15 protein-coding genes, 1 pseudogene and 1 other annotated feature are annotated in these 19,179 nt (G+C 67.7%); of the genes and pseudogenes, 2 read left to right on the forward strand and 14 right to left on the reverse strand.

Annotated features, from left to right (window positions below):
- Window positions 1–23: 23 nt before the first annotated feature.
- The 4 genes from NGK70_RS14210 to NGK70_RS14225 form a co-directional block, all read right to left on the reverse strand.
- Window positions 24–1,052, reverse strand: a complete 1,029-nt coding sequence (locus NGK70_RS14210) for a hypothetical protein (RefSeq protein WP_251969183.1) — start codon at window positions 1,050–1,052, stop codon at window positions 24–26.
- Window positions 1,053–1,135: 83 nt separating this feature from the next.
- A protein-coding gene (locus NGK70_RS14215; RefSeq protein ID WP_428985519.1) for an IS3 family transposase occupies window positions 1,136–2,367 on the reverse strand; the annotation gives its coding sequence in 2 pieces (ribosomal slippage) (window positions 1,136–2,076 and window positions 2,076–2,367; 1,233 coding nt in all).
- Window positions 1,973–2,089: a sequence feature (AL1L pseudoknot), on the reverse strand. Its footprint overlaps the gene before it by 117 nt.
- A gap of 12 nt (window positions 2,368–2,379) precedes the next feature.
- Window positions 2,380–2,766: a hypothetical protein gene (locus NGK70_RS14220; protein ID WP_251969185.1), complete on the reverse strand. Its 387-nt coding sequence runs from the start codon at window positions 2,764–2,766 to the stop codon at window positions 2,380–2,382.
- A 950-nt stretch (window positions 2,767–3,716) separates the two neighbouring features.
- Window positions 3,717–4,886, reverse strand: a complete 1,170-nt coding sequence (locus tag NGK70_RS14225; RefSeq protein ID WP_251969186.1) for a protein NO VEIN domain-containing protein — start codon at window positions 4,884–4,886, stop codon at window positions 3,717–3,719.
- 554 nt (window positions 4,887–5,440) lie between these two features.
- On the opposite strand from NGK70_RS14225, the gene NGK70_RS14230 reads away from it, so the two are divergent.
- Entirely contained in the window at window positions 5,441–5,584 is a 144-nt protein-coding gene (locus tag NGK70_RS14230; protein ID WP_251969187.1) for a hypothetical protein, read from the forward strand.
- 683 nt (window positions 5,585–6,267) lie between these two features.
- Here NGK70_RS14230 and NGK70_RS14235 read toward each other — a convergent pair.
- Window positions 6,268–6,684, reverse strand: coding sequence for a cupin domain-containing protein (locus NGK70_RS14235; protein WP_251969188.1), 417 nt, complete (start codon window positions 6,682–6,684; stop codon window positions 6,268–6,270).
- 224 nt (window positions 6,685–6,908) lie between these two features.
- Window positions 6,909–7,874: a Bug family tripartite tricarboxylate transporter substrate binding protein gene (locus NGK70_RS14240; protein ID WP_251969189.1), complete on the reverse strand. Its 966-nt coding sequence runs from the start codon at window positions 7,872–7,874 to the stop codon at window positions 6,909–6,911.
- Between the two features lie 205 nt (window positions 7,875–8,079).
- Here NGK70_RS14240 and NGK70_RS14245 point away from each other — a divergent pair, with 205 nt between their 5' ends.
- On the forward strand, window positions 8,080–8,991 hold the full coding sequence (locus tag NGK70_RS14245) for a LysR family transcriptional regulator (protein WP_251969190.1): 912 nt from the start codon (window positions 8,080–8,082) through the stop codon (window positions 8,989–8,991).
- A 167-nt stretch (window positions 8,992–9,158) separates the two neighbouring features.
- On the opposite strand, the gene NGK70_RS26485 is transcribed toward NGK70_RS14245, so the two are convergent.
- From NGK70_RS26485 to NGK70_RS14285, 8 genes and pseudogenes are all read right to left on the reverse strand, one after another.
- Window positions 9,159–11,042: a methyl-accepting chemotaxis protein gene (locus NGK70_RS26485; protein WP_310742531.1), complete on the reverse strand. Its 1,884-nt coding sequence runs from the start codon at window positions 11,040–11,042 to the stop codon at window positions 9,159–9,161.
- A gap of 219 nt (window positions 11,043–11,261) precedes the next feature.
- Window positions 11,262–11,382 (reverse strand): annotated as a pseudogene (locus NGK70_RS26640) (IS3 family transposase); the annotation flags it as partial.
- Between the two features lie 407 nt (window positions 11,383–11,789).
- On the reverse strand, window positions 11,790–12,728 hold the full coding sequence (locus NGK70_RS14260) for a hydroxymethylglutaryl-CoA lyase (RefSeq protein ID WP_251969191.1): 939 nt from the start codon (window positions 12,726–12,728) through the stop codon (window positions 11,790–11,792).
- 7 nt (window positions 12,729–12,735) lie between these two features.
- On the reverse strand, window positions 12,736–14,766 hold the full coding sequence (locus tag NGK70_RS14265) for an acetyl/propionyl/methylcrotonyl-CoA carboxylase subunit alpha (protein ID WP_251969192.1): 2,031 nt from the start codon (window positions 14,764–14,766) through the stop codon (window positions 12,736–12,738).
- A gap of 26 nt (window positions 14,767–14,792) precedes the next feature.
- The gene (locus tag NGK70_RS14270; RefSeq protein WP_251973787.1) at window positions 14,793–15,443 is read right to left on the reverse strand and encodes a DUF4126 domain-containing protein; all 651 of its coding nucleotides are present in this window, start codon (window positions 15,441–15,443) and stop codon (window positions 14,793–14,795) included.
- A gap of 80 nt (window positions 15,444–15,523) precedes the next feature.
- Window positions 15,524–16,300 carry an enoyl-CoA hydratase/isomerase family protein gene (locus tag NGK70_RS14275; RefSeq protein ID WP_251969193.1) on the reverse strand — a complete coding sequence of 259 codons (777 nt, stop codon included), beginning with the start codon at window positions 16,298–16,300 and terminating at the stop codon, window positions 15,524–15,526.
- Complete coding sequence (locus NGK70_RS14280; RefSeq protein WP_251969194.1) at window positions 16,300–17,331, reverse strand: CocE/NonD family hydrolase; 1,032 nt, start codon at window positions 17,329–17,331, stop codon at window positions 16,300–16,302. The genes NGK70_RS14275 and NGK70_RS14280 overlap by 1 nt, the downstream gene beginning before the upstream one ends.
- 212 nt (window positions 17,332–17,543) lie before the next feature.
- Window positions 17,544–19,178: a carboxyl transferase domain-containing protein gene (locus NGK70_RS14285; protein ID WP_251969195.1), complete on the reverse strand. Its 1,635-nt coding sequence runs from the start codon at window positions 19,176–19,178 to the stop codon at window positions 17,544–17,546.
- Window position 19,179: the final 1 nt, after the last annotated feature.

Genomic DNA, 19,179 nt, shown 5'->3' on the forward strand with positions numbered 1-19,179 from the left:
TCGGCAGCTCCCTGTGTATCACTCTATCGGTCCGTGCCGTCTTGCGCCTTGCGCGCAGACTGGCGGTCCTGCACGGCGCGAAGACCTCGTTCAAATAACGAGTCTGCGTCGGGGAACCGTACGAGCTCGTTCTGCACTTCGTCGAGATCCTCGCGCGTGATGACCAATACACCCAGATCAGCCGCTGGCCCGGCATCCGCAGCAACCTGTTCGCCCGTCATGGCGGTGACGATGACCGGCAGCACCCGCAGATGCTTCATGTTGGATGCGGCCAGCGAATCTCGCACATTGACTGTTCGAGCCGCCAGCCTCGATAGTTTTCCTTCCGCGCGCAGCAGACCCAGTGTGCACTCCACCACCAAGAAATCCCCGTGCGACGTCGTCGCAATGACATCAAAGGTGTCGCGCGTCTTGGCGTGCGTCCCGAAAGATGCGACGGAGAAACCCAGTGCCCAAAGCAGCCAGGCAATCGCTGCCTCAAAGTCGTCGGCTGCCTTGCCTCTTGGCGGCATCTCGGGGTGCAGGTAGGTCTGTGTCAGCGAGCCCGAGGGATCGACCAGCGAGAGGATGGCGCCCCGGGGGTTCAGGAAGGATGTGGGATCAGCGCGCCACTGAACGTGGTGAGCCTCGCCAGCGTATGATGCGATGCACTGAACGACGGAGCCGGCTGGAACCTCGATACTGCCAACGCCGACGACGGCAAGGTCGCGTTCACTCCAAGTCAAGTCCGTGCCTCGAATGGCGCCGCGGTGAACTACTCGACCTTGATGGACGATACGAAAGCCGAGCTTCGCCTGCGCGCGGTCCAGTGAACTCGCCATCCAAACGCCGACGTTTGCCCGTGTTCCGGTGACCGAAGACTCGGCAAGCACTTCGATCGCAGTTCGCGCGACCACTTCGAGCAATGCGCGATCGCCGCGCAAAGTGCCGAGACCGTAGTCGATGGCCAACTCTTGCACAGTGTCGTATGGGAAGTCTGCAGCCTTCAGAAGCCAATCCGACTCCGGTTGCGACAGCAGATCGGTAACGTGCCCACCACCGATGGACAACACGGCCAGCCGATTGCCCGCACTGAGACCTTCGGGGTGGAGCAGTGTGAATCGCCCCGGTTTCCGTGGAGGCTGTTTGGTTTAAGTCAGGCCGCCACCGTGGTGGTCTGACTGGCGCGCTGCCGGTAGTAGTTTGCCTCAGCCTCTGCCGGCGGGATGTAGCCGATGGGTTCGAGCAAACGATGGTTGTTGAACCAAGCCACCCATTCGAGCGTGGCAAGTTCTACCGCTTCCTTGGTCTTCCAGGGGGCTCGACGATGGATCAGCTCGGCTTTGTAGAGGCCGTTGATGGTCTCGGCCAGGGCGTTGTCATAACTGTCTCCTTTGCTGCCCACAGAGGGCTCAATGCCTGCTTCTGCAAGCCGCTCTGAGTACCGGATGGACACGTATTGCGAGCCGCGATCCGAGTGGTGGATCAGGCTGCTGTCTCGCTCGGGCTGCCTTGCATAGAGCGCCTGCTCCAGGGCGTCGAGGACGAAGTCCGTGCGCATCGAGCTGCTGACGCGCCAGCCCACGATGCGTCTGGCAAATACGTCGATGACGAAGGCCACGTACAGCCACCCCTGCCAGGTCGAGACGTAGGTGAAGTCCGAGACCCAGAGCTGGTTCGGTCGATCGGCCTTGAACTGCCGGTTGACCTTGTCCAGCGGGCACTGCGCTTTCTTGTCACTGATCGTCGTGCGCACGACCTTGCCGCGCATCACGCCGCGCAGGCCGAGGCGACGCATCAGGCGTTCGACCGTGCACCGCGCTGCCGCCGTTCCTTCGCGGGCCAGTTGACGCCAGACTTTGTCGGCGCCGTAGACCTGCATGTTGGTCTGCCATACGCGTTCGATCTGGGGCGCCAGAACGTCATCGCGTTGGGCTCGTGTGCAGCGTCTGTGCGGCTCGCGTTGAAGCGCCGCGTACCGTCGATACCCAGATGGGGAAATCTGCAGAACCTTGCAGATCGGCTCGACCCCAAACGTATCCCGGTGCTCGTCGATGAGCTCCCTCAGAACTTGAATCGGCGGTCGAGCTCCGCCTGGGCGAAAAAAGCGCTCGCTACCTTCAGGATCTCGTTTGCCCGGCGCAGTTCCTTGACCTCGCGCTCCAACTCCTTGACGCGCTGGGCCTCCGATGTCGTGACGCCTTCACGCACACCCGCATCGATCTCCTGACGCTTGACCCAGGTCAGCAACGTCTGCGGCACGCAGCCGATCTTCGGCGCAATCGACTCCACCGCCATCCACAACGACGGGTACTCCCCGCGATGCTCCTGCACCATCCGCACGGCCCTCTCACGGACCTCAGGTGAGAACTTGTTCGACTTGTTCATGGCTCCATCTTCTCAAAGGTTGGAGCCTCCTCGAAACCCGGGGCGATTCAGTGTCGGTGGCGCGACGTAGATTCCGACTTGTTCGTTGCTTGGCAGCATGAAGCACCCGAGACCGGCTACGTGAAACCCAGCGGCCGATGCAAGCGCGCGCGTTGCGCCTTGTACGTCTGTCTCTTCCTGGTTCAGCAGAACCTGGTGGGCTTCAACGCGGCCCGCCCGAAAAGGCGCCTTGACTTCAGTGTCACTACCGACGTCGAGGACGATCCGGCCAGACACTAGTTCCAGGGTCTCGCCGCTGCGTACGCCAAGGACATGGAGCCGCGCCACTGTGTACGCGGCACGCCAACCAGCGATGGCCTCGAAGTAGGCAATGAGCTGGCGTTCCGAGTGCTCGTTCAATTCAACCTCCAAACACCCCGGCGAGGAGCGCAGCGAGCACGTCTCAGCCCTGTGCTGCGAGCAGTGCGTCGATCTTTCCGCGGGTCAAGGATTCGTTTGTCATTGGGCCGAGTTCTTCGGGCTGCGATAGACAGACAACGGCCGGCTCCTCGCTGGTCGCGGGATCTTACTAGCCGCGCCCGCGCCGACGTCAGAAGGTGCCGACTAGCAACTACCGCGTTGGTCGCTCTGCTCATCAAAGCTGACGGTCAACATGTCTACTGTGAATGCCGGGGTTCAGTCTGGAGCGACTCTTCCCCAGCACCTACGCGCAGCCGTTCGTAGCCGGGAAGGTGTGTCGAAACCCGCTCCTCAACAACAGACAGCCCAGCGCTGCCGACCCCATGGCGGATGCGCAGTGGCCGCTGCTCCTCCGACAGGTCAGACCCAGTCTGCTCGAAGCTATCCAGCTGTACACACTCGTGCGTGCAGGCCGCTGACTATCCTGCGCAGGACTGTTGGTTGCCGAAACAGCCACAGCCAATGGGCAGCGGACACCGGCCGATGGCCTGGCCGGATGGCGTCACGGCGTCGGTGGACCGGGCTGACGGGTGCGCGGCAGTGGCCTGCTGCGGTGCAGGCTGGGCTTGTGCGGCCCGCGGAGGGGTCATGCCGTGCTGCAGGCCGCTGCCTGCAGGGTGTGGGCGCGGGCATGCAATCAGGCGGGGTGCTGCCAGCTGGCTTGCGGAGTGGCTTTGTTGCGCTGTGGACCGGGCTTGATGCGGCGTCGGGCCGGCCTGATGAGCTGCAGGAAGGGGCCTGTGGCGGGTGGTGGCACCTCTTTCGGCACCGCGGCACCTGCCTCGCCCGGTGCGGCCGATGTCGGCCGGCCCGTCGCTACTGGTGACGAGCTGCAGGCCCTGCAGCTCGCCGCTGGGCGAGTGCCCCACGCGGATGCTGCCTCCGGAATCTCACTGCAAGCTGGCCCGCCAGGTCGCCGGATCCAGATGCACGTGCTGCTCGACCGGTCCAACCAGCTCGAAGAATCGAGGGCTATGGCGGAAGTCGAAGACGCGACAGAGGCGGAAGCGCTCGGGCTCGGAGCGGGCGAATTCGAGTTCGTTGGCGGTGACGAAGAAGGGCGTGGTGTCGCCCAGGGCGGTGGTCTTCACTTCCAGGTAGCGCGGACTGCCGTCGCGCTCGAAGGAGAGAACGTCATAGCCCAGTCCGTCGCCATCGTCCAGCGCCACATGGCGCACTTGGTCGGCGAGTTGGCCGAGGCCATCGCGTTCTGCCAGTCGCCAGCGCTCGAACGCCACGACGAACTTCTCTCCTGCAAGACCCAACTGGCGATTGTGGGTCTCGCGTTCGACATAGTTGCGCTTGATCGGTGTTCGCACCCGGTAGGGTGCTGCAGGCTCCTCTATGCGGGCTTGACGGGGTGGAACGTCGGCCAGCACGCGCATGAAGTCCGGGTTGGTGACCTCGATGGCTGGGCGGTCGATGAAGGATTCGGCGGCGCGGTCGAGGTCGGCGAAACGTTCCATCTGGTCCAGGACGACTTCGGTGAGCACCAGCGTCTGGGCGTTCTCGGCCGGGACGTAACCCGCCAGCGTCGGGTAGCCCAATCGCTGCAACACGGCGCTGACATTGCGGTGCTTGAACTCGATCGCGGCTTCTGAGCGGCCATCCAGCCTGGACAGCAGGGCGCGGCGGTGCGCCGACTTGTTGAAGCTCTGGCCATTCAGGTACTGGGTCAGCATCTGTAGGTGGTCGGCCACCAGCAATCGGACCTCGTCGGCGGACCAATCGCGTCGACCACGCGGCTCAGCCAACTCAAACGCCGCGCCCTCGTTCTGAACGACCACCTCGAAGCCCAATCGCTCCAGTACTTTGCGAACGGTGGCATCGCCGCCTGGGAATTCTTCCGCCGTCAGGGCCTTGCCGAATTGCAGCGTGCAAGCGACGCCGACGATGGCGTTGGAATCGCAGAGCTCGCCGGTACGCGGGTGCCTCACGAAGTAGACCCGGGCAGGCCCAAAGCCATGCTGGCCCAAAAAGGCCTGACGGCCACTCTCTGCGAAAAGGTCGAGCGCCTGGATTACGGCGCTGCGGTGGAGCGAGGAAAGCGGGCTGGACATGGGCGCGGAAACTCGTGGGCGAGTACGAACCAGGTTACCAGGCGCCGGCTCTGCAGACCGGCCATTGGCGCGCTGTGGAGTGCGCTTGCGGCGCTGTGGGGTGGCTGTGGACGGCTTTGGGCGGAGGCAACTCCCCCTTGCCAACCTTTTGCCAAAGGGTGGCCTGGTTGCTGACTTTGAACGTGGAGGCGCTCGCGCTCAGCGCGACCCGCTGCCCGTTGGAGGCGGGAGCTATCACTGCACGCCTGCTCCCTGCCACCAGGCGCGCGTTGCGTGATTTTGTCCCCACCGCTCCCTTGGAGCGCGCCGTGCCATGGCATTCAGCGATGACGTTTTCACCAGCTACGCCCACCTGGACAACCAGGCGCTGACGGCTGGCAGCGAGGGTTGGATCTCCTGCTTCGCTGACGCGCTGGGCAAACGCCTGAGTGAGGTGATGGGGAAACTACTGTGTATCTGGAGCGACCCCAAACGCCCTGTGGCCTGCGCTGCGCCAGCTCGACGCGCCCGCGGCGACGGCGCTGCTGTCACCCGACAGCGCGGCCACCGGCGCCATGTTGGGCGCCACGCGCAGTGGGCTGCTGGTGCAGGCCCGGTGCCAGCGTGCCGACCGGCCGTTCAGCGCGGCGGAGTGGGCCACCTACCTGCCCAAGCTGGTCTGCTATGCGCCCGAGGTGGCCCAGGCCTGCGTCCGGTAGGGCTTCTGCCCGGAGCGGAGGGCACCGCGGCGGCAGCCGTCCTGAAGCGATAGGCGGCCGGCCATGTGAGTCCAGCGTTGAAGTGCAGCGGTCGGGCAGCGCTTGCGCGCACCGCGAGGCCGGACCGACGCGAGGCGGGTGCGACCCGAGTGCTGAACAGGTCCTGCAAACGAGCTGCAGGCGGCTCGTCACACCCTGCAGACAGCGCCCGACGAGCTGACAGAGGCGCGTCACACCCTGACAGGCGCAGTCGATGAGGCGGCAACGTGAGCCAGACGCCGGGCAAGCTGCGCTTGCGGGCCTCAAAGGGTGGTTTTGCCGAGCTGCGGGACGCTGCCTGCAGGGTGTCGGTACTGGCCTGCAGCACGCACAAGGCTGTCTGCAGACCTGCGGGCAGCCCTTGATGAGCAGTGGGTCGCACATGTTGCGCTGTCGGTCCGCCCTGATGAGCTGCAGAGCCAGCTCGTTCCGGTGTGCTGCGGCGTTGCTGCCGGGCAGGCTACCGTGGTTGGATCAGGGCCCAAGGTCTGCCTGGGCCGCGGCTGAGCGACTGGTCCGCACTGCGACCGCAGGGCTGGGCGCGAGACCCCTTGCTCAGTGCGCCGACACGCGCCAGGGAATGGCGGGCCGGCTTGGGGGCGGCCCGGCTCTCGGCCCGCTTGTGGGCGCCGGCACAGGTTGTCTCATGGCACCAGGGCGTCCAGCTCCGGGAGCATGACCACGCTCTCCTGCGCCGTGGGTTCATTGCGCACGCCGATGAAGACCGCGGGTGACGTGCCACGGTTGACGGCCACGTGCGGCACGTTGGCGGGAATGAACAGGTAGTCGCCCGCATGGGCCAGCTCGCGGTGTTCGAGGCGCGGCCCGGTGCAGAGCTCGACGGCCTCGCCGCTCAGCAGGTAGAAGGCGGACTCATGGAACTCGTGCAGATGCGCCTTGGTGCGGCCTGCCGGTGGGATGGTGACCCGCCCCAGGAAGACGGCCTTGGCGCCGACGGTCTCGGCACTGATGCCCGGCGCATAGACCGAGCCCTGCTGGCTGGTGTAGCTGCCCGCGCCCTGCACGACGCGACCCACCTGCAATGCGTTGCCTGCACCCATGCTTGCGACCTCCGAGTCCATGTGCTCCATGCTCCATGTGTTCACCATCCCTTGGGTGCCCAAGGGGTTGGACCGGCCATGGCGCTGCTGCCCATCCTGGCGCAATCGGCAGGCCGTGGAAACAGGTCCCGTAAAGGAAAACCAAATCACTGGTGGCCCCGGCGGCGCCCACGGCCTATCGCACGGCACGGCACGGCACGGCACCGCGCGGCGTCAGCGAGGGGTCAATCGGCCCTCAAGCCCAGGCGTTCCACGACCCGCGCCCATTTGTCGGCCTCCTTGCGCAAGCGCGCGGCCGCCTGCTCGGGCGTGTTGGGGACGAACTCCAGGTCCATCGCCAGCATCCGGGCGCGCACGTCGTCCTGCGCCAGCGCCGCTGCGAAGGTCTCGTTCAGGGCCGCCACCACCGGTGCCGGCGTGCCCCTGGGCGCCAGCAACAGCTGCCCGAAGCTGGCCTCGAAGCCGGCCACGCCCGCCTCGCTCATCGTCTGCAGCTCCAGCGCAATGGGCGAGCGCCTGGCCGAAGTGACCGCCAGGCCGGTGAGCCGGCCGCTCTTCACATGCGGCATGACCGTCGGCGTGGCCAGGAAGCCGCAGTGCACGTTGCCGCCCATCAGGTCCTGCAGCGCCGCAGTAGGCCCCTTGTACGGGATGTGCGTCATGCGCAGGCCGGTGGCCGCCAGGAACATCTCGGCCGCCAGATGGCCGGGCACGCCCTGCCCGCCGGAGGCGTAGGACAGGTCATGTGACCGGGCATGGGCCCCCAGCTCGGCCACCGACTTGACGGGCACCGACGGATGGCACACCAGCGTCTGCGCCGAGTTCGCCAGGTAGATGATGGGCACCAGGTCGACATCGGCCTTGAACTTCAGGTTCTGATAGACCCGCGGGTTGACGGTGGCCACCGTGTCCACCGTCACCAGCAGCGTGTGGCCGTCGGGCGTTGCCCGGGCAACGGCCTCGGCGCCGAGGTTGCCGCCCGCGCCGGGGCGGTTCTCGATCACCAGCGGTTGCTTGAACACCGCCTGGAAGGGCCCGTCGACCATGCGGATGATCTGGTCGTTGTTGGCGGGCGGAAAGGCCGAGATCACGGTGATGGGCCTGCTGGGCCAGCTCTGTGCGACGGCGTGGCCACCGGTGCCAACGCCCCACGAGAGCGCCGCGGCGAAGAGGAGTGAAGTCGAACGCATGGGGGTCTCCGGTGGTGGTGCAGGCAGGGTCGGAAGATTCCTGACCGAGGCCCCAGTGGACCCCTTCTGCGCGCGCCTCGTAAGATGCATCCGGCATCTGGGACATAACCGCCAGCTATACCCGGGCTCTACCCGGCCTCTACCGGGGCTGTACCCGGGCTGTACACGGGGACAGGGGCCGTCCCGGAAGGAAGGCAAGGTTTCGATGAGACTGACGCAGATCCGCGACTTCCTTGCCGTGGTCGATGCAGGCAGCATCAACGCCGCGGCCCGCAGGCTCGGCGTGTCCCAGCCCGGCCTCACCAAGAGCCTGGGCTCGCTGGAGGAAGAGCTCGGTGCCTCGCTGCTGAAGCGCTCGCCCACCGGCGTCACGCTCACCGCATTGGGGCGGCTCTTCCACGTGCGGGTGCGCGCCGGCTACGCCGAGCTGGCCAAGGCCCAGGAAGAGCTCGCGCGGGAGGCCAAGGCCCAGGTGGCCCTCGGCTTCGGCCCCTTCTTCGCCGCCCAGGTCGTGCCGCAGGCGGTGCTGCGCTGGCGCGAGAAGTTTCCGGACGTGCAGCTGCGCCTGGTGGAGGGCCTGCGGCACGCCACCGGCCCGATGGTGCGCGACGCCTCCCTGGACATGAGCCTGGCGCCGCGCGCACCGCAGGGGCAGGACGATCCGGCCATCCGCTTCAAGCCCATTGCCCATCTGGAGCAGATCGTCGTCGCGCGCCAGGGGCATCCACTCGCCCAGGCCCGCTCGGCGGCCGCGCTGGCCAGCCAGGAGTGGGTGAGCAACCTGCGGCGCGCGGCCACCGCCGAGGCGCTGCGAGCGATCGGCGCGCCCGAGCCCCGGCAGGTCATGGAGTGCGAGTCCTTCAGCACCATGAGCGCGCTGCTCGCCGGCTCCGACATGCTGGCCATCGTGCAGCACCCTTTCCTCGACATGGTTCTCGGCATGCCACAAGTGGACAAGGCCCTGCAGCAGATCCCCATCGCGGAGCGCCTGCCGGGCATGACCGTGGGCCTGCACACCCGCGCCGACGCGCCGTTGACCCGGCCCGCCGCCGCCCTGGCCCGGCTGCTGGCGGAGATCGGCCGCAGCTTGTTGCAGAGGCAGCCACCGCAGTCCTGATCGGCGCACGCGCCTTGCCGGCGGCCTGACTCTGCCCCTGCTGAATTCGTCCAGTGCCTGTGCAGGTGGTGCGGCACATTTCGCCTTGAAACTGGTCGCAAGAAGTTCCTGCGGCAGCCCAGGCCGCGGCTTTCGCTCGCGGCTGCCCTGACGTCTGCGATGTGCGTTCAGCCGTGAGCAATGGCCGCGTTGTGCTGCGGCACCTTGAACACTGCGACCGCCTGCACCAATTGCTGCGCCTGTACCTTCAGGCTCTCGGCGGCAGCAGCGCCTTGTTCCACCAGCGCCGCGTTCTGCTGCGTCGTGTGGTCCATCTGGGTCACCGCCTCGCCCACCTGCGCCACGCCCTGGCTCTGCTCGGTGCTGGCAGCGCTGATCTCGCCCATGATGTCGGTCACGCGCTTGATGGCGCCCACCACTTCGGTCATCGTGGCGCCGGCCTGGTCGACCAGTGCCGTGCCCCGTTCGACGCGTTCCACGCTGGCGTGGATCAGGGTCTTGATTTCCTTGGCGGCTTCGGCCGAGCGGGCAGCCAAGCTGCGCACTTCACTGGCCACGACGGCGAAGCCCCTTCCTTGCTCGCCGGCGCGCGCCGCCTCGACGGCCGCATTGAGCGCCAGGATGTTGGTCTGGAAGGCGATGCCGTCGATGACGGCGATGATGTCGGCGATCTTCTTGCTGCTGTCGTTGATGCCCTTCATCGTCTGCACGACTTCACCGACCACCTTGCCGCCCTGGATGGCGACCTCGCTCGCGCCCAGCGCCAATTGGTTGGCCTGATTGGCGTTGGCGGCGTTTTGATTGACGGTGGACGACAGTTCCTCCATGGACGCCGCGGTCTGCTGCAGGGCGGAGGCTTGTTGTCCGGTGCGGTTGGACAGGTCCTGGTTGCCCTGCGCGATCTGCGCGCCGGCCGTGGCCACGCTTTCGGCATTGCCGCGCACCGTGCCGATGACGCCGGCCAGCGACGCCTGCATCCGGCTCAATGACCGCAACAGCTGCGCGACTTCATCGTTGCCTGAGACCTGCGGGCGTTGGCTCAGGTCGCCTTGGGCAACCGCCTCGGCCAGCCGAGCCGCTTCACCGATCGGGCGGCTGATGCGGCGCGACAGCCACACGCCTAGAAAAGCGGAGACGACCAGCATGACTACCACGATGCTCAGGATCGTCACGTTGAAGCGGCTCAAGGCACTGTCCGCAAGCGAAACGTCGTAGGCGTAGAGAACCACCCCCGCCTCGTCGCCGAAGGCGTCCTTGAACGGCATCGCCTTGGCCCCGAAGTTCAGGCCGCCGACCTTGATCTTCGCGAAACCGAGGCCGCCGCCGCTGCTGGCCAGGTACTGCTGCATCAGGCTCTGCTGCTCGGCGGCGTCGGAGGCCATCACGAGCGCGTAGTCGCCCACCTTCTTGAATTCTTCCTTCAGCTTCTTCTTCTCCACGTAGTCCTTGCTCAACCACATGGAGATCTTGGCGCCGGTGGAGTCGCCGAATGCCGAAACCAGGTGATCGAGCTCTTCACCGAGTTCCATGTAGCCCACGACCTTGCCCTCACGTTCGACCGGCATCACCACCCGCAGGGAGAAGAACTTGGCACCCATTTCGATGCCCTTGCCCAGCTTGCGGTTCTCCTTGGCCCGCAGGAAGGTGGCACGCTTGACGACGTCACTGTGGCTGGATGGGTTGTGAACGCGCAGCACGATCTTGTCGTCGGTGCCGATGAAGTAGAAGTGGGTGATCTGATACCGGGCCTTCAATTGCTCGAAGATGGGCTTGGCCTTTACCAGCAGGGCGTCGCGGTCGCCGGCCACGAATGTGTCGACGAGGGCCCCGTCGTTGGTCAGGGCCGTCAGTGCCATGGCCAGGGACTCCGACTGCTCATGGACCTGACCGGCGAAGATCTTGTTGAATAGGTCGCCCCTTTCCTGGTACGACTGCTGAAGCACGTGCGAGGGGCCGCTGGCGTTGGCCATGACCACGGCCACGCCCCAGACGAGCGAGATCGACATGACCAGGGTGCCGATCAGGTGGCGGATCTTGAGGTTTGCGAACATTTGTGGCGGCTCCGGATGAACTGAGGCGTTTGATATCGGCGTCAGCGGTATCGGGGCTGGCCAACCGAACTTGAGTCAAGCCAGCCGGCCCAGTCCAGTGGTGAAGTTGACCCGTTTTCACGAGCACCCGAGCCGCAGATTCGCGGCACGCTCTCGGCCTTGTTGCCGGTATTGCCATGTCGACTCGATCCGGGCCATCTCCGAATCGCCCCGGGTTTCCTAGATGTCAAGACCCAGGAGCCTCGCGGAATGGCGCTGCTCGAACTCTACCGGCGACAGGCCGGCAGCCGTCGAGTGGCGCCGCATGGCGGTTGTAGAACAGTTCGATGTAGTTGAAGACAGGATCGATCGTGAACGGCCAGATGGCTGGCTGCATCAGAGGAGGGCGGCTGGCTTCATCCATGTGAATTCGGCAGCCTGAATGCAGCCAGTCCCTTGTCCCCACCGCTCCCTTGGAGCGCGCCGCGCCACACCATGGCATTCAGCGATGACGTCTTCATCAGCTACGCGCACCTGGACAACCAGGCGCTGACGGCTGGCAGCGAGGGTTGGATCTCCAGCTTTGCTGACGCGCTGGGCAAACGCCTGGGTGCGGGTGCTGCCCACGGTCGAACTGCCGCTCTGGAGTTCGAGCTCGCACGCTTCAAGCGCTGGCAGCTGGGCGAGGGGTTTCTGCCGCAGCGCTGGGTACCTGCGGCAAGCTGCCCCCCTGGCGACCAGGTCAACGTGGCCGCGCTGGACGCTCACTCACTGTCGCCGGTTTGCTCCGATGGCTCGGGCCACCCTCGACGCCGTGGCGTCACGGCCCTGCCCGAGCGCCGCACGGATGAATCCACCCGCGTCGCTGAGCGCATCCAGGTCGATCCCGGTCTCGATGCCCAGGCCGTGTAGCAGCCAGACCACGTCCTCGGTGGCGACGTTGCCGGTCGCGCCCTTGGCGTAGGGGCAACCGCCCAGGCCGCTGACGCTGGTATCGAAGGTGGCGATGCCCAGCTCCAGCGCTGCGTAGACGTTGCCGACCGCCATGCCGTAGGTGTCGTGGAAATGGCCACTGACTTCTTCCAGCGGATAGTGCGCCAGCGCCGCCTCCAGCGCACGCTGCACCTTGCGCGGGGTGCCCACGCCGATGGTGTCGGCCACACCGACGTGCTGCACGCCGATCTCCTTCATCAACCGGGCCACCAGGCCGACACGCTCGGGCGCAATGTCACCCTCGTAGGGGCAGCCCACCGTGCAGGAGATCGCCCCGCGCACCTTGACGCCGGCCGCGCGGGCGGCAGCGACCACCGGCGCGAAGCGCTCGATGGACTCGGCGATCGAGCAGTTGATGTTCTTCTGGCTGAAGGCCTCGCTGGCGGCGCCGAAGACGACGATCTCGTCCGGCCGGGTCAGCGCCGCGGCCTCCCAGCCCTTCAGGTTGGGCGTCAACACCGAGTAGCGCACACCGGGCGCGCGGGTGATGCCGGCCATCACCTCGGCGTTGTCGGCCATCTGCGGCACCCATTTGGGGCTGACGAAGCTGGTGACCTCGATCTCGCGCAGGCCGGCTGCCTGCAGGCGGTGCACCAGTTCGATCTTGGTGGCGGTGGGCACCGGCTGCTTCTCGTTCTGCAGGCCGTCGCGCGGGCCGACCTCGACCAGCGTGACCTTGGCCGGCAAGGAGGGGAGCGATTTCAGCAGACTCATGACGGGATCACTCCTGTGCCGCGAGCTTCAACAACTCGGCACCTTCGGGCACCTGGTCGCCCACCGCATAGAGCAGCTCGGCGACGGTGCCGTCGCGCGGCGCGGCCAGGGTGTGCTCCATCTTCATCGCCTCCATCACCGCCAGCGGCTGGCCGCTGGTCACCACGTCGCCGGCTGCGGCGAGGAAGGCGATGACCTTGCCCGGCATCGGCGCGGTGAGCCGGCCGCCCTCGGCCGCGCCTTCACCGGCGTGGGCGATGGGGTCGATCTCCTGCAGCTCCAGCGTGCCGGCCGCGCCGAACACGGCCACCTTCTCCCCCTGGGCGTAGACGGTCAGCGTGAGGCGCTGCTCGCCCAGCAGGACGTCGTGGCGGCCCTCACCCAGTGACTTGGCGGTGAAGCGCCAGCCCTGCTCGCCCACCGTGAGGCGCAACGCGCCGTCGTGCAGGCGTTCCAGGAAGGCGATGTGGCGGGCCTTGCCCACCTGCAGCTCGATGCGGCGGCGCGCGCCGCCAAAGATGCGCCAGCCATCCCGGCGCGACCAGGGGTCCGCCCCTTCCAGCGCAGCCTCGGCCGCCAGGGTGTGCGCCGCCACGCCCGCGGCGGCCTGTTCCAGCGGCAGCGCACCGGTGTTGAACAGCGCGTCGCGCTCACGCTCGATCAGCGCGGTGTCCAGGTCGGCGGTCGAGAACGCCCGGCCATTCACCACCCGGCGCAGGAAGGCCACGTTGGTGCTGAGGCCGACGATGTGGGTGTCGCGCAGGGCCGCATCGAGCCGCGCCAGCGCCTGGGCCCGGTCGGCGCCCCAGACGATGAGCTTGGCGATCATCGAGTCGTAGTACGGGCTGATGGCGTCGCCCTCGCGCACGCCGGCATCCACGCGCACCGCGGCAGGGTCATGGAAGCGCTCGGCGTCGGCATTGCGCTGGAAGCTCACATGCGCCGGCCAGCGCATCACGTCCAGCGAACCGGTGGCGGGCAGGAAGCCGCCGTCCGGGTTCTCGGCGCAGATGCGCGCCTCGATCGCATGGCCGTGGATCTTCAGTTCATCCTGGCCCGCCGGCAGCGGCTCGCCGCAGGCCACCCGCAGCTGCCACTCGACCAGGTCGTGGCCGGTGATCGCCTCGGTGACCGGGTGCTCCACCTGCAGGCGGGTGTTCATCTCCATGAAATAGAACCTGAGATCGCCGTCGGCGGTCGGCTCGGCGATGAACTCCACCGTGCCGGCGCCCACATAGCCCACCGCCTTCGCCGCGGCCACCGCCGCCGCGCCCATCTCGGCCCGGCGCGCGGCGCTCATGCCGGGCGCCGGGGCTTCTTCCAGCACCTTCTGGTGGCGCCGCTGCACCGAGCAGTCACGCTCGAAAAGGTAGACGCAGTTCCCCTGCGTATCGCCGAAGACCTGGATCTCGACGTGGCGCGGCCGCGTCACGTAGCGCTCCACCAGCACGTGGTCGTCGCCGAAGCTGGCCTTGGCCTCGCGCTGGCAGGAGGCCAGTGCAGCGGCGAAGTCCTCGGCGCGGTCGACCCGGCGCATGCCGCGGCCACCGCCGCCCGCGCTGGCCTTGATCAGCACCGGAAAACCGATGCGCTCGGCCTCGCCCTGCAGAAAGGCCGGCTCATTGTTGGCGCCGTGGTAGCCCGGCACCAGCGGCACGCCGGCGCGCTCCATCAGCGACTTGGCGGCGGCCTTGCTGCCCATGGCCGCGATGGCCTCGGGCGGTGGGCCGATGAAGACCAGGCCGGCGGCGGCGCAGGCGCGGGCGAAATCCTCGTTCTCGCTCAGGAAGCCGTAGCCGGGGTGGATGGCCTGCGCACCGGTCGCCTGGGCCGCGTCCAGGATGCGCTGCCACTGCAGGTAGCTGTCCTTGGCGGCGTTGCCGCCGATGTGCACCGCCTCGTCGCAAGCGCGCACATGCTGCGCCCGGGCATCGGCGTCGGAGTAGACGGCCACCGTCATCACGCCCAGGCGGCGCGCGGTCTGCGCGACGCGGCAGGCGATTTCGCCGCGGTTGGCGATCAGGATCTTCTTGAACATGGAACTCGTCTCCAGGATCTTCCGGCTCAGCCCTGGGCGGGCGCCGGGCTGAACACTTCGCGCAGCTTGCGCAGGACGGCGCGCAGGAAGCGCCAGAACACGGCGATCAACGCCACCATCACGACCAGCACGATGGCCAGCGCGATGAAAAAACCCACCGGGTGTGCCCAGGACAGCCACAGCATGCCGGGCACCGCCACATCACCGAGCAGCGACGCGCCGATGTTGGAAAACGGCTCGGGCGAGGTGTTGATGGCCGCACGCGTGGTGGTCTTGGCCGCCTGCGAGGTGGCCGCCAGCGTGCCGCCCATCAGCGCGGCCACCATCGTCCAGGCGCCCGCGTCGGCCCCGAACACCGCCGCCGCCAGCGCCGCGCCGGCAGGGATGCGCACGACGCTGTGCACCAGGTCCCAGAGGCTGTCCAGCCCGGGAATCTTGTCGGCAAAGAACTCGATGAAGAGCATGAGCCCCGCCGTGCCCAGCACCAGCGGGTTCTGCAGCAACTGCAGGCCGGCGGGCAGCGGCACCCAGCCGAGCCAGCCCGCCAGGCCGGTCAGGAACACCACCAGGTAGAGCCGCAGCCCGCTCGCCCAGCCCAGCGCGGCCGCCACGGCCAGCAGCTGGGTGGTGTCCAGGCCGGCGACGGCCGGGGCAACCACCTGCCCCACCTGACCCATCGACTCGGCCACCACAGGGCCGGCCGCACCGACCGCGGCACCGATGGCGGAGGCGGCCGACGCCGCCGCGCCGGGCAGGCTCAGATCCATGACGGGGCCCTCTTCTGCAGGAAGGAGGACACGCCCTCCTTGCCCTCGGCGCTGCCGCGGATGTCGGCGATGCGCCGGGCGGTGTCCTCGCGCAGCGCGGCGCTCAGCGGCTCGCCGGCCAGGTCCTGCACCAGCTTCTTGCAGGCCTTCACCGCCGCCGGGCCGTTGGCGACCAGCGCATCGACCAAGCCTTGCACCTTGGCATCGATCTCGCCGGCCGGGCAGAGCTCGTGCACGAAGCCGAGCCGGTGCGCCTCGGCGGCGCTGAAACGCTCGGCGGTCGTGAACCAGCGCTGGGCGGCGCGCTCGCCCATCGCGCGGATCACGTAGGGGCCGATGGTGGCTGGCAGCAGGCCCAGCTTGGCCTCGCTGAGGCAGAAGTTCACCCCCTCGGCGGCCAACACGATGTCGCACACCGCCGCCAGCCCGACCCCGCCGGCATAGCAGTCGCCGTGGATGCGGCCGATCACCGGCACCGGGCAGCGGTGGATCACCCAGAGCATGTCGGCCAGCGCCTGGGCATCGGCCTTGTTCTGCGCCCAGTCGTAGTCGGCCATGGCGCGCATCCAGTTCAGGTCTGCACCGGCGCAGAAGGCCTTGCCGTGGCCGCCCAGCACGACCACGCGCAGATCTGGATCCTCGGCAAAGCCCAGGAACGCGACCGCCAACTCAGCGATGACGCCATCGTTGAAGGCATTGCGCACGTCCGGGCGGTTCAGGTAAACGCGTGCCACCGGGCCATCGCGCTGTACATCGAGCATCGGCATCACTTGTCTCTCCACACCACGTCCAGATCAACCGCATACAACTGGCAGGGGCTGCCAGCCGACTTCTCGCAATTCGCCAGGGCGCGTGCGTTGGGCCGCTCACCGCCCCAGGCCGAGGCCCAGCTGCCCTTGTCCGGATGCACCGCGAAGGCCCGCGGCAGCTCCGCGGAGAGAAACGCACGGTAGCCATGCCGGCCCCGCTCGTTGCGCAGCGGCACGCGCTCGACATCGGCAAGGGCGGCAAAACCAGTGCCCTGCGGCGCGGCGATGTCGGCGGGATCCTGCGCGGTGTAGGCCACCTTGGTCGGTAAGCCCTGCGCCGAGAGTGCCGCCAGCACCTTGGGCAGCCAGATCGGCAAGCCGGCCTGGCTGCCGAACATGCCGTGGGCATCGCTGCCAAAGTGGCCGTAGGCCACCAGTTCTGCCGGGCCACCCGCCTTCACGTACCGCTCGTGGGCCTCGCGGAACACGAACGGTTGGAAGTAGCTGTCGTTGTCGCCATAGAACCAGAGCGACGGCAGCCGGGACTTCTCGCCATAGCCGCCGATGGCCCGGATCAGCTCGTGCTGCCAACCCACGCAGCCCTCCTGGCGCAGTCCCCCTGCGAAATTCACCAGCAGCTTCGTCCCGGGATGAGGCGCCATGCCGTAGGCCAGCGTGGCGAGACCGCCGTGCGACTGGCCCATGACCACGTTGCGCGCGGTGTCGGCCCAGGGCTGGCCCTCCAGCCAGACCAGCGTCCGGCTGACCGAGCGGGCCTGCTGCTCGCCATTGCTGGCCACGTTGCAACCGGCCGAGATCTCGACCCCGCCCGACCTGGAAAACCCCTGCCGCATGGGCAGCACCACGGCCCAGCCCCGGCTCGCGAAGGCGCGCACGACCACCATTGGCCGAAACCGGGATTGGAAGCGGGCATTGCCGGGCGCCCGGCCGTGATTGACCACCATCACCGGGAAGGGACCCGGGCCAGGCGGCCTGAACACGGTGACCTCCAGCTCGGGCTCGCTCAGTCCGCCGGCCGGGACGGTCATCACGTTCTCGACCAGGGTTGCAGCCTGCGCGGGCTGGGACGGTTGAGCGGGCTCTTGGGCGACGCCAGCACCCGACAAACCCAACATGGCACCGACGAACAGCCCCACCGGCCACCACCGGACCCCGGTCAAGGCATGACGATCCTCAACATCCATGAGAAACCTCCATGGTCGAGGAACCACTGTAGCCACGCAGCGCAGGCCCGGGCAATTCACATCCGGAACACGCCGAACTTCGCGTCCGCAATCGGCGCGTTCAGGCTGGCCGAGAGGCCCAGCGCGAGCACGCGGCGGGTGTCGACCGGGTCGATCACGCCGTCGTCCCAGAGACGCGCACTGGCGTAGTACGGGTGGCCCTGCACCTCGTACTGCTGGCGGATCGGGTCCTTGAACGCAGCCTCCTCTTCGGCGCTCCAGGTGCCACCCTTGGCCTCGATGCCGTCGCGCTTGACCGTGGCCAGCACGCTGGCGGCCTGCTCGCCGCCCATCACGCTGATGCGCGCGTTCGGCCACATCCAGAGGAAGCGCGGCGAATAGGCCCGGCCGCACATGCCGTAGTTGCCGGCGCCGAAGGACCCGCCGATGATGACGGTGAACTTCGGCACGTTGGCGCAGGCCACCGCGGTGACCATCTTGGCGCCGGCGCGGGCGATGCCCTCGTTCTCGTACTTGCGGCCCACCATGAAGCCGGTGATGTTCTGCAGGAACACCAGGGGCACCTTGCGCTGGCAGCACAGCTCGATGAAGTGGGCGCCCTTGTTGGCGCTCTCGGCGAAGAGGATGCCGTTGTTGGCGACGATGCCCACCGGCATGCCCTCGATGTGGGCGAAGCCGCAGATCAGCGTCGTGCCGTAGCGCGACTTGAACTCGTCGAACTCGCTGGCGTCGACGATGCGGGCAATGATCTCGCGCACGTCGAAGGGCTTGCGGGTGTCGGTCGGGATGACGCTGAGCAGTTCCTCGGCGGCGTACTTGGGCGGCTGCGCGGGCTGCAGCCTGACCGGCACGTCCTTGCGCCAGTTCAGCGTGCCCACCACCTGGCGGGCCAGCGCCAGGGCGTGCAGGTCGTTTTCGGCCAGGTGGTCGGCCACGCCGGAGAGGCGCGTGTGCACGTCGCCACCGCCCAGGTCCTCGGCGCTGACCACCTCGCCGGTGGCCGCCTTCACCAGCGGCGGGCCGCCCAGGAAGATGGTGCCCTGGTTCTTGACGATGATGGTCTCGTCGCTCATCGCCGGCACGTAGGCGCCGCCCGCCGTGCACGAGCCCATCACCACCGCCACCTGCGGGATGCCCGCGGCGCTCAGGTTGGCCTGGTTGTAGAAGATGCGGCCGAAGTGGTCGCGGTCCGGAAACACGTCGTCCTGGTTGGGCAGGTTGGCGCCGCCCGAGTCCACCAGGTAGACGCAGGGCAGGCGGTTCTGCTGCGCGATCTCCTGCGCCCGCAGGTGCTTCTTGACGGTCAGCGGGTAGTAGGTGCCGCCCTTGACGGTGGCGTCGTTGCAGACGATCACGCACTCCACGCCGCCAACGCGGCCGATGCCGGCGATCATGCCGGCACAGGGGGCAGCGTCCTGCGTGCCGCCGCGGCCGTCTTTCTCGGGGTACATGCCCAGCGCAGCCAGCGGCGCGATCTCCAGGAAGGGCGTGTCGGGGTCGAGCAGCATCTCCACGCGCTCGCGCGGCAGCAGCTTGCCGCGCGCGGTGTGCTTGGCCCGCGCGGCCACGCCACCGCCCTCGGCGATCTTCGCCAGCCGGGCGTTGAGGTCCTCGACCACCGCGCGCATCGCGGCCGCGTTGGCCTGCGAATCCGCCGAGCGCGGGTTCAGCTTCGACTCGATGACAGCCATC

The organism is Sphaerotilus microaerophilus, assembly GCF_023734135.1.
GTDB classification, from domain to species: Bacteria; Pseudomonadota; Gammaproteobacteria; order Burkholderiales; family Burkholderiaceae_C; genus Sphaerotilus; species Sphaerotilus microaerophilus.

What these genes read in the sequence shown, in the direction of transcription:
- NGK70_RS26485 (WP_310742531.1), bottom strand. Translation starts at nt 11,042, where the DNA reads ATGTTCGCAAACCTCAAGATCCGCCACCTGATCGGCACCCTGGTCATG.
- NGK70_RS14265 (WP_251969192.1), bottom strand. Translation starts at nt 14,766, where the DNA reads ATGTTCAAGAAGATCCTGATCGCCAACCGCGGCGAAATCGCCTGCCGC.
- NGK70_RS14275 (WP_251969193.1), bottom strand. Translation starts at nt 16,300, where the DNA reads ATGCCGATGCTCGATGTACAGCGCGATGGCCCGGTGGCACGCGTTTAC.
- NGK70_RS14240 (WP_251969189.1), bottom strand. Translation starts at nt 7,874, where the DNA reads ATGCGTTCGACTTCACTCCTCTTCGCCGCGGCGCTCTCGTGGGGCGTT.
- NGK70_RS14235 (WP_251969188.1), bottom strand. Translation starts at nt 6,684, where the DNA reads ATGGGTGCAGGCAACGCATTGCAGGTGGGTCGCGTCGTGCAGGGCGCG.
- NGK70_RS14270 (WP_251973787.1), bottom strand. Translation starts at nt 15,443, where the DNA reads ATGGGTCAGGTGGGGCAGGTGGTTGCCCCGGCCGTCGCCGGCCTGGAC.
- NGK70_RS14260 (WP_251969191.1), bottom strand. Translation starts at nt 12,728, where the DNA reads ATGAGTCTGCTGAAATCGCTCCCCTCCTTGCCGGCCAAGGTCACGCTG.
- NGK70_RS14285 (WP_251969195.1), bottom strand. Translation starts at nt 19,178, where the DNA reads ATGGCTGTCATCGAGTCGAAGCTGAACCCGCGCTCGGCGGATTCGCAG.
- NGK70_RS14245 (WP_251969190.1), top strand. Translation starts at nt 8,080, where the DNA reads ATGAGACTGACGCAGATCCGCGACTTCCTTGCCGTGGTCGATGCAGGC.
- NGK70_RS14230 (WP_251969187.1), top strand. Translation starts at nt 5,441, where the DNA reads ATGTTGGGCGCCACGCGCAGTGGGCTGCTGGTGCAGGCCCGGTGCCAG.
- NGK70_RS14280 (WP_251969194.1), bottom strand. Translation starts at nt 17,331, where the DNA reads ATGACCGTCCCGGCCGGCGGACTGAGCGAGCCCGAGCTGGAGGTCACC.
- NGK70_RS14225 (WP_251969186.1), bottom strand. Translation starts at nt 4,886, where the DNA reads ATGTCCAGCCCGCTTTCCTCGCTCCACCGCAGCGCCGTAATCCAGGCG.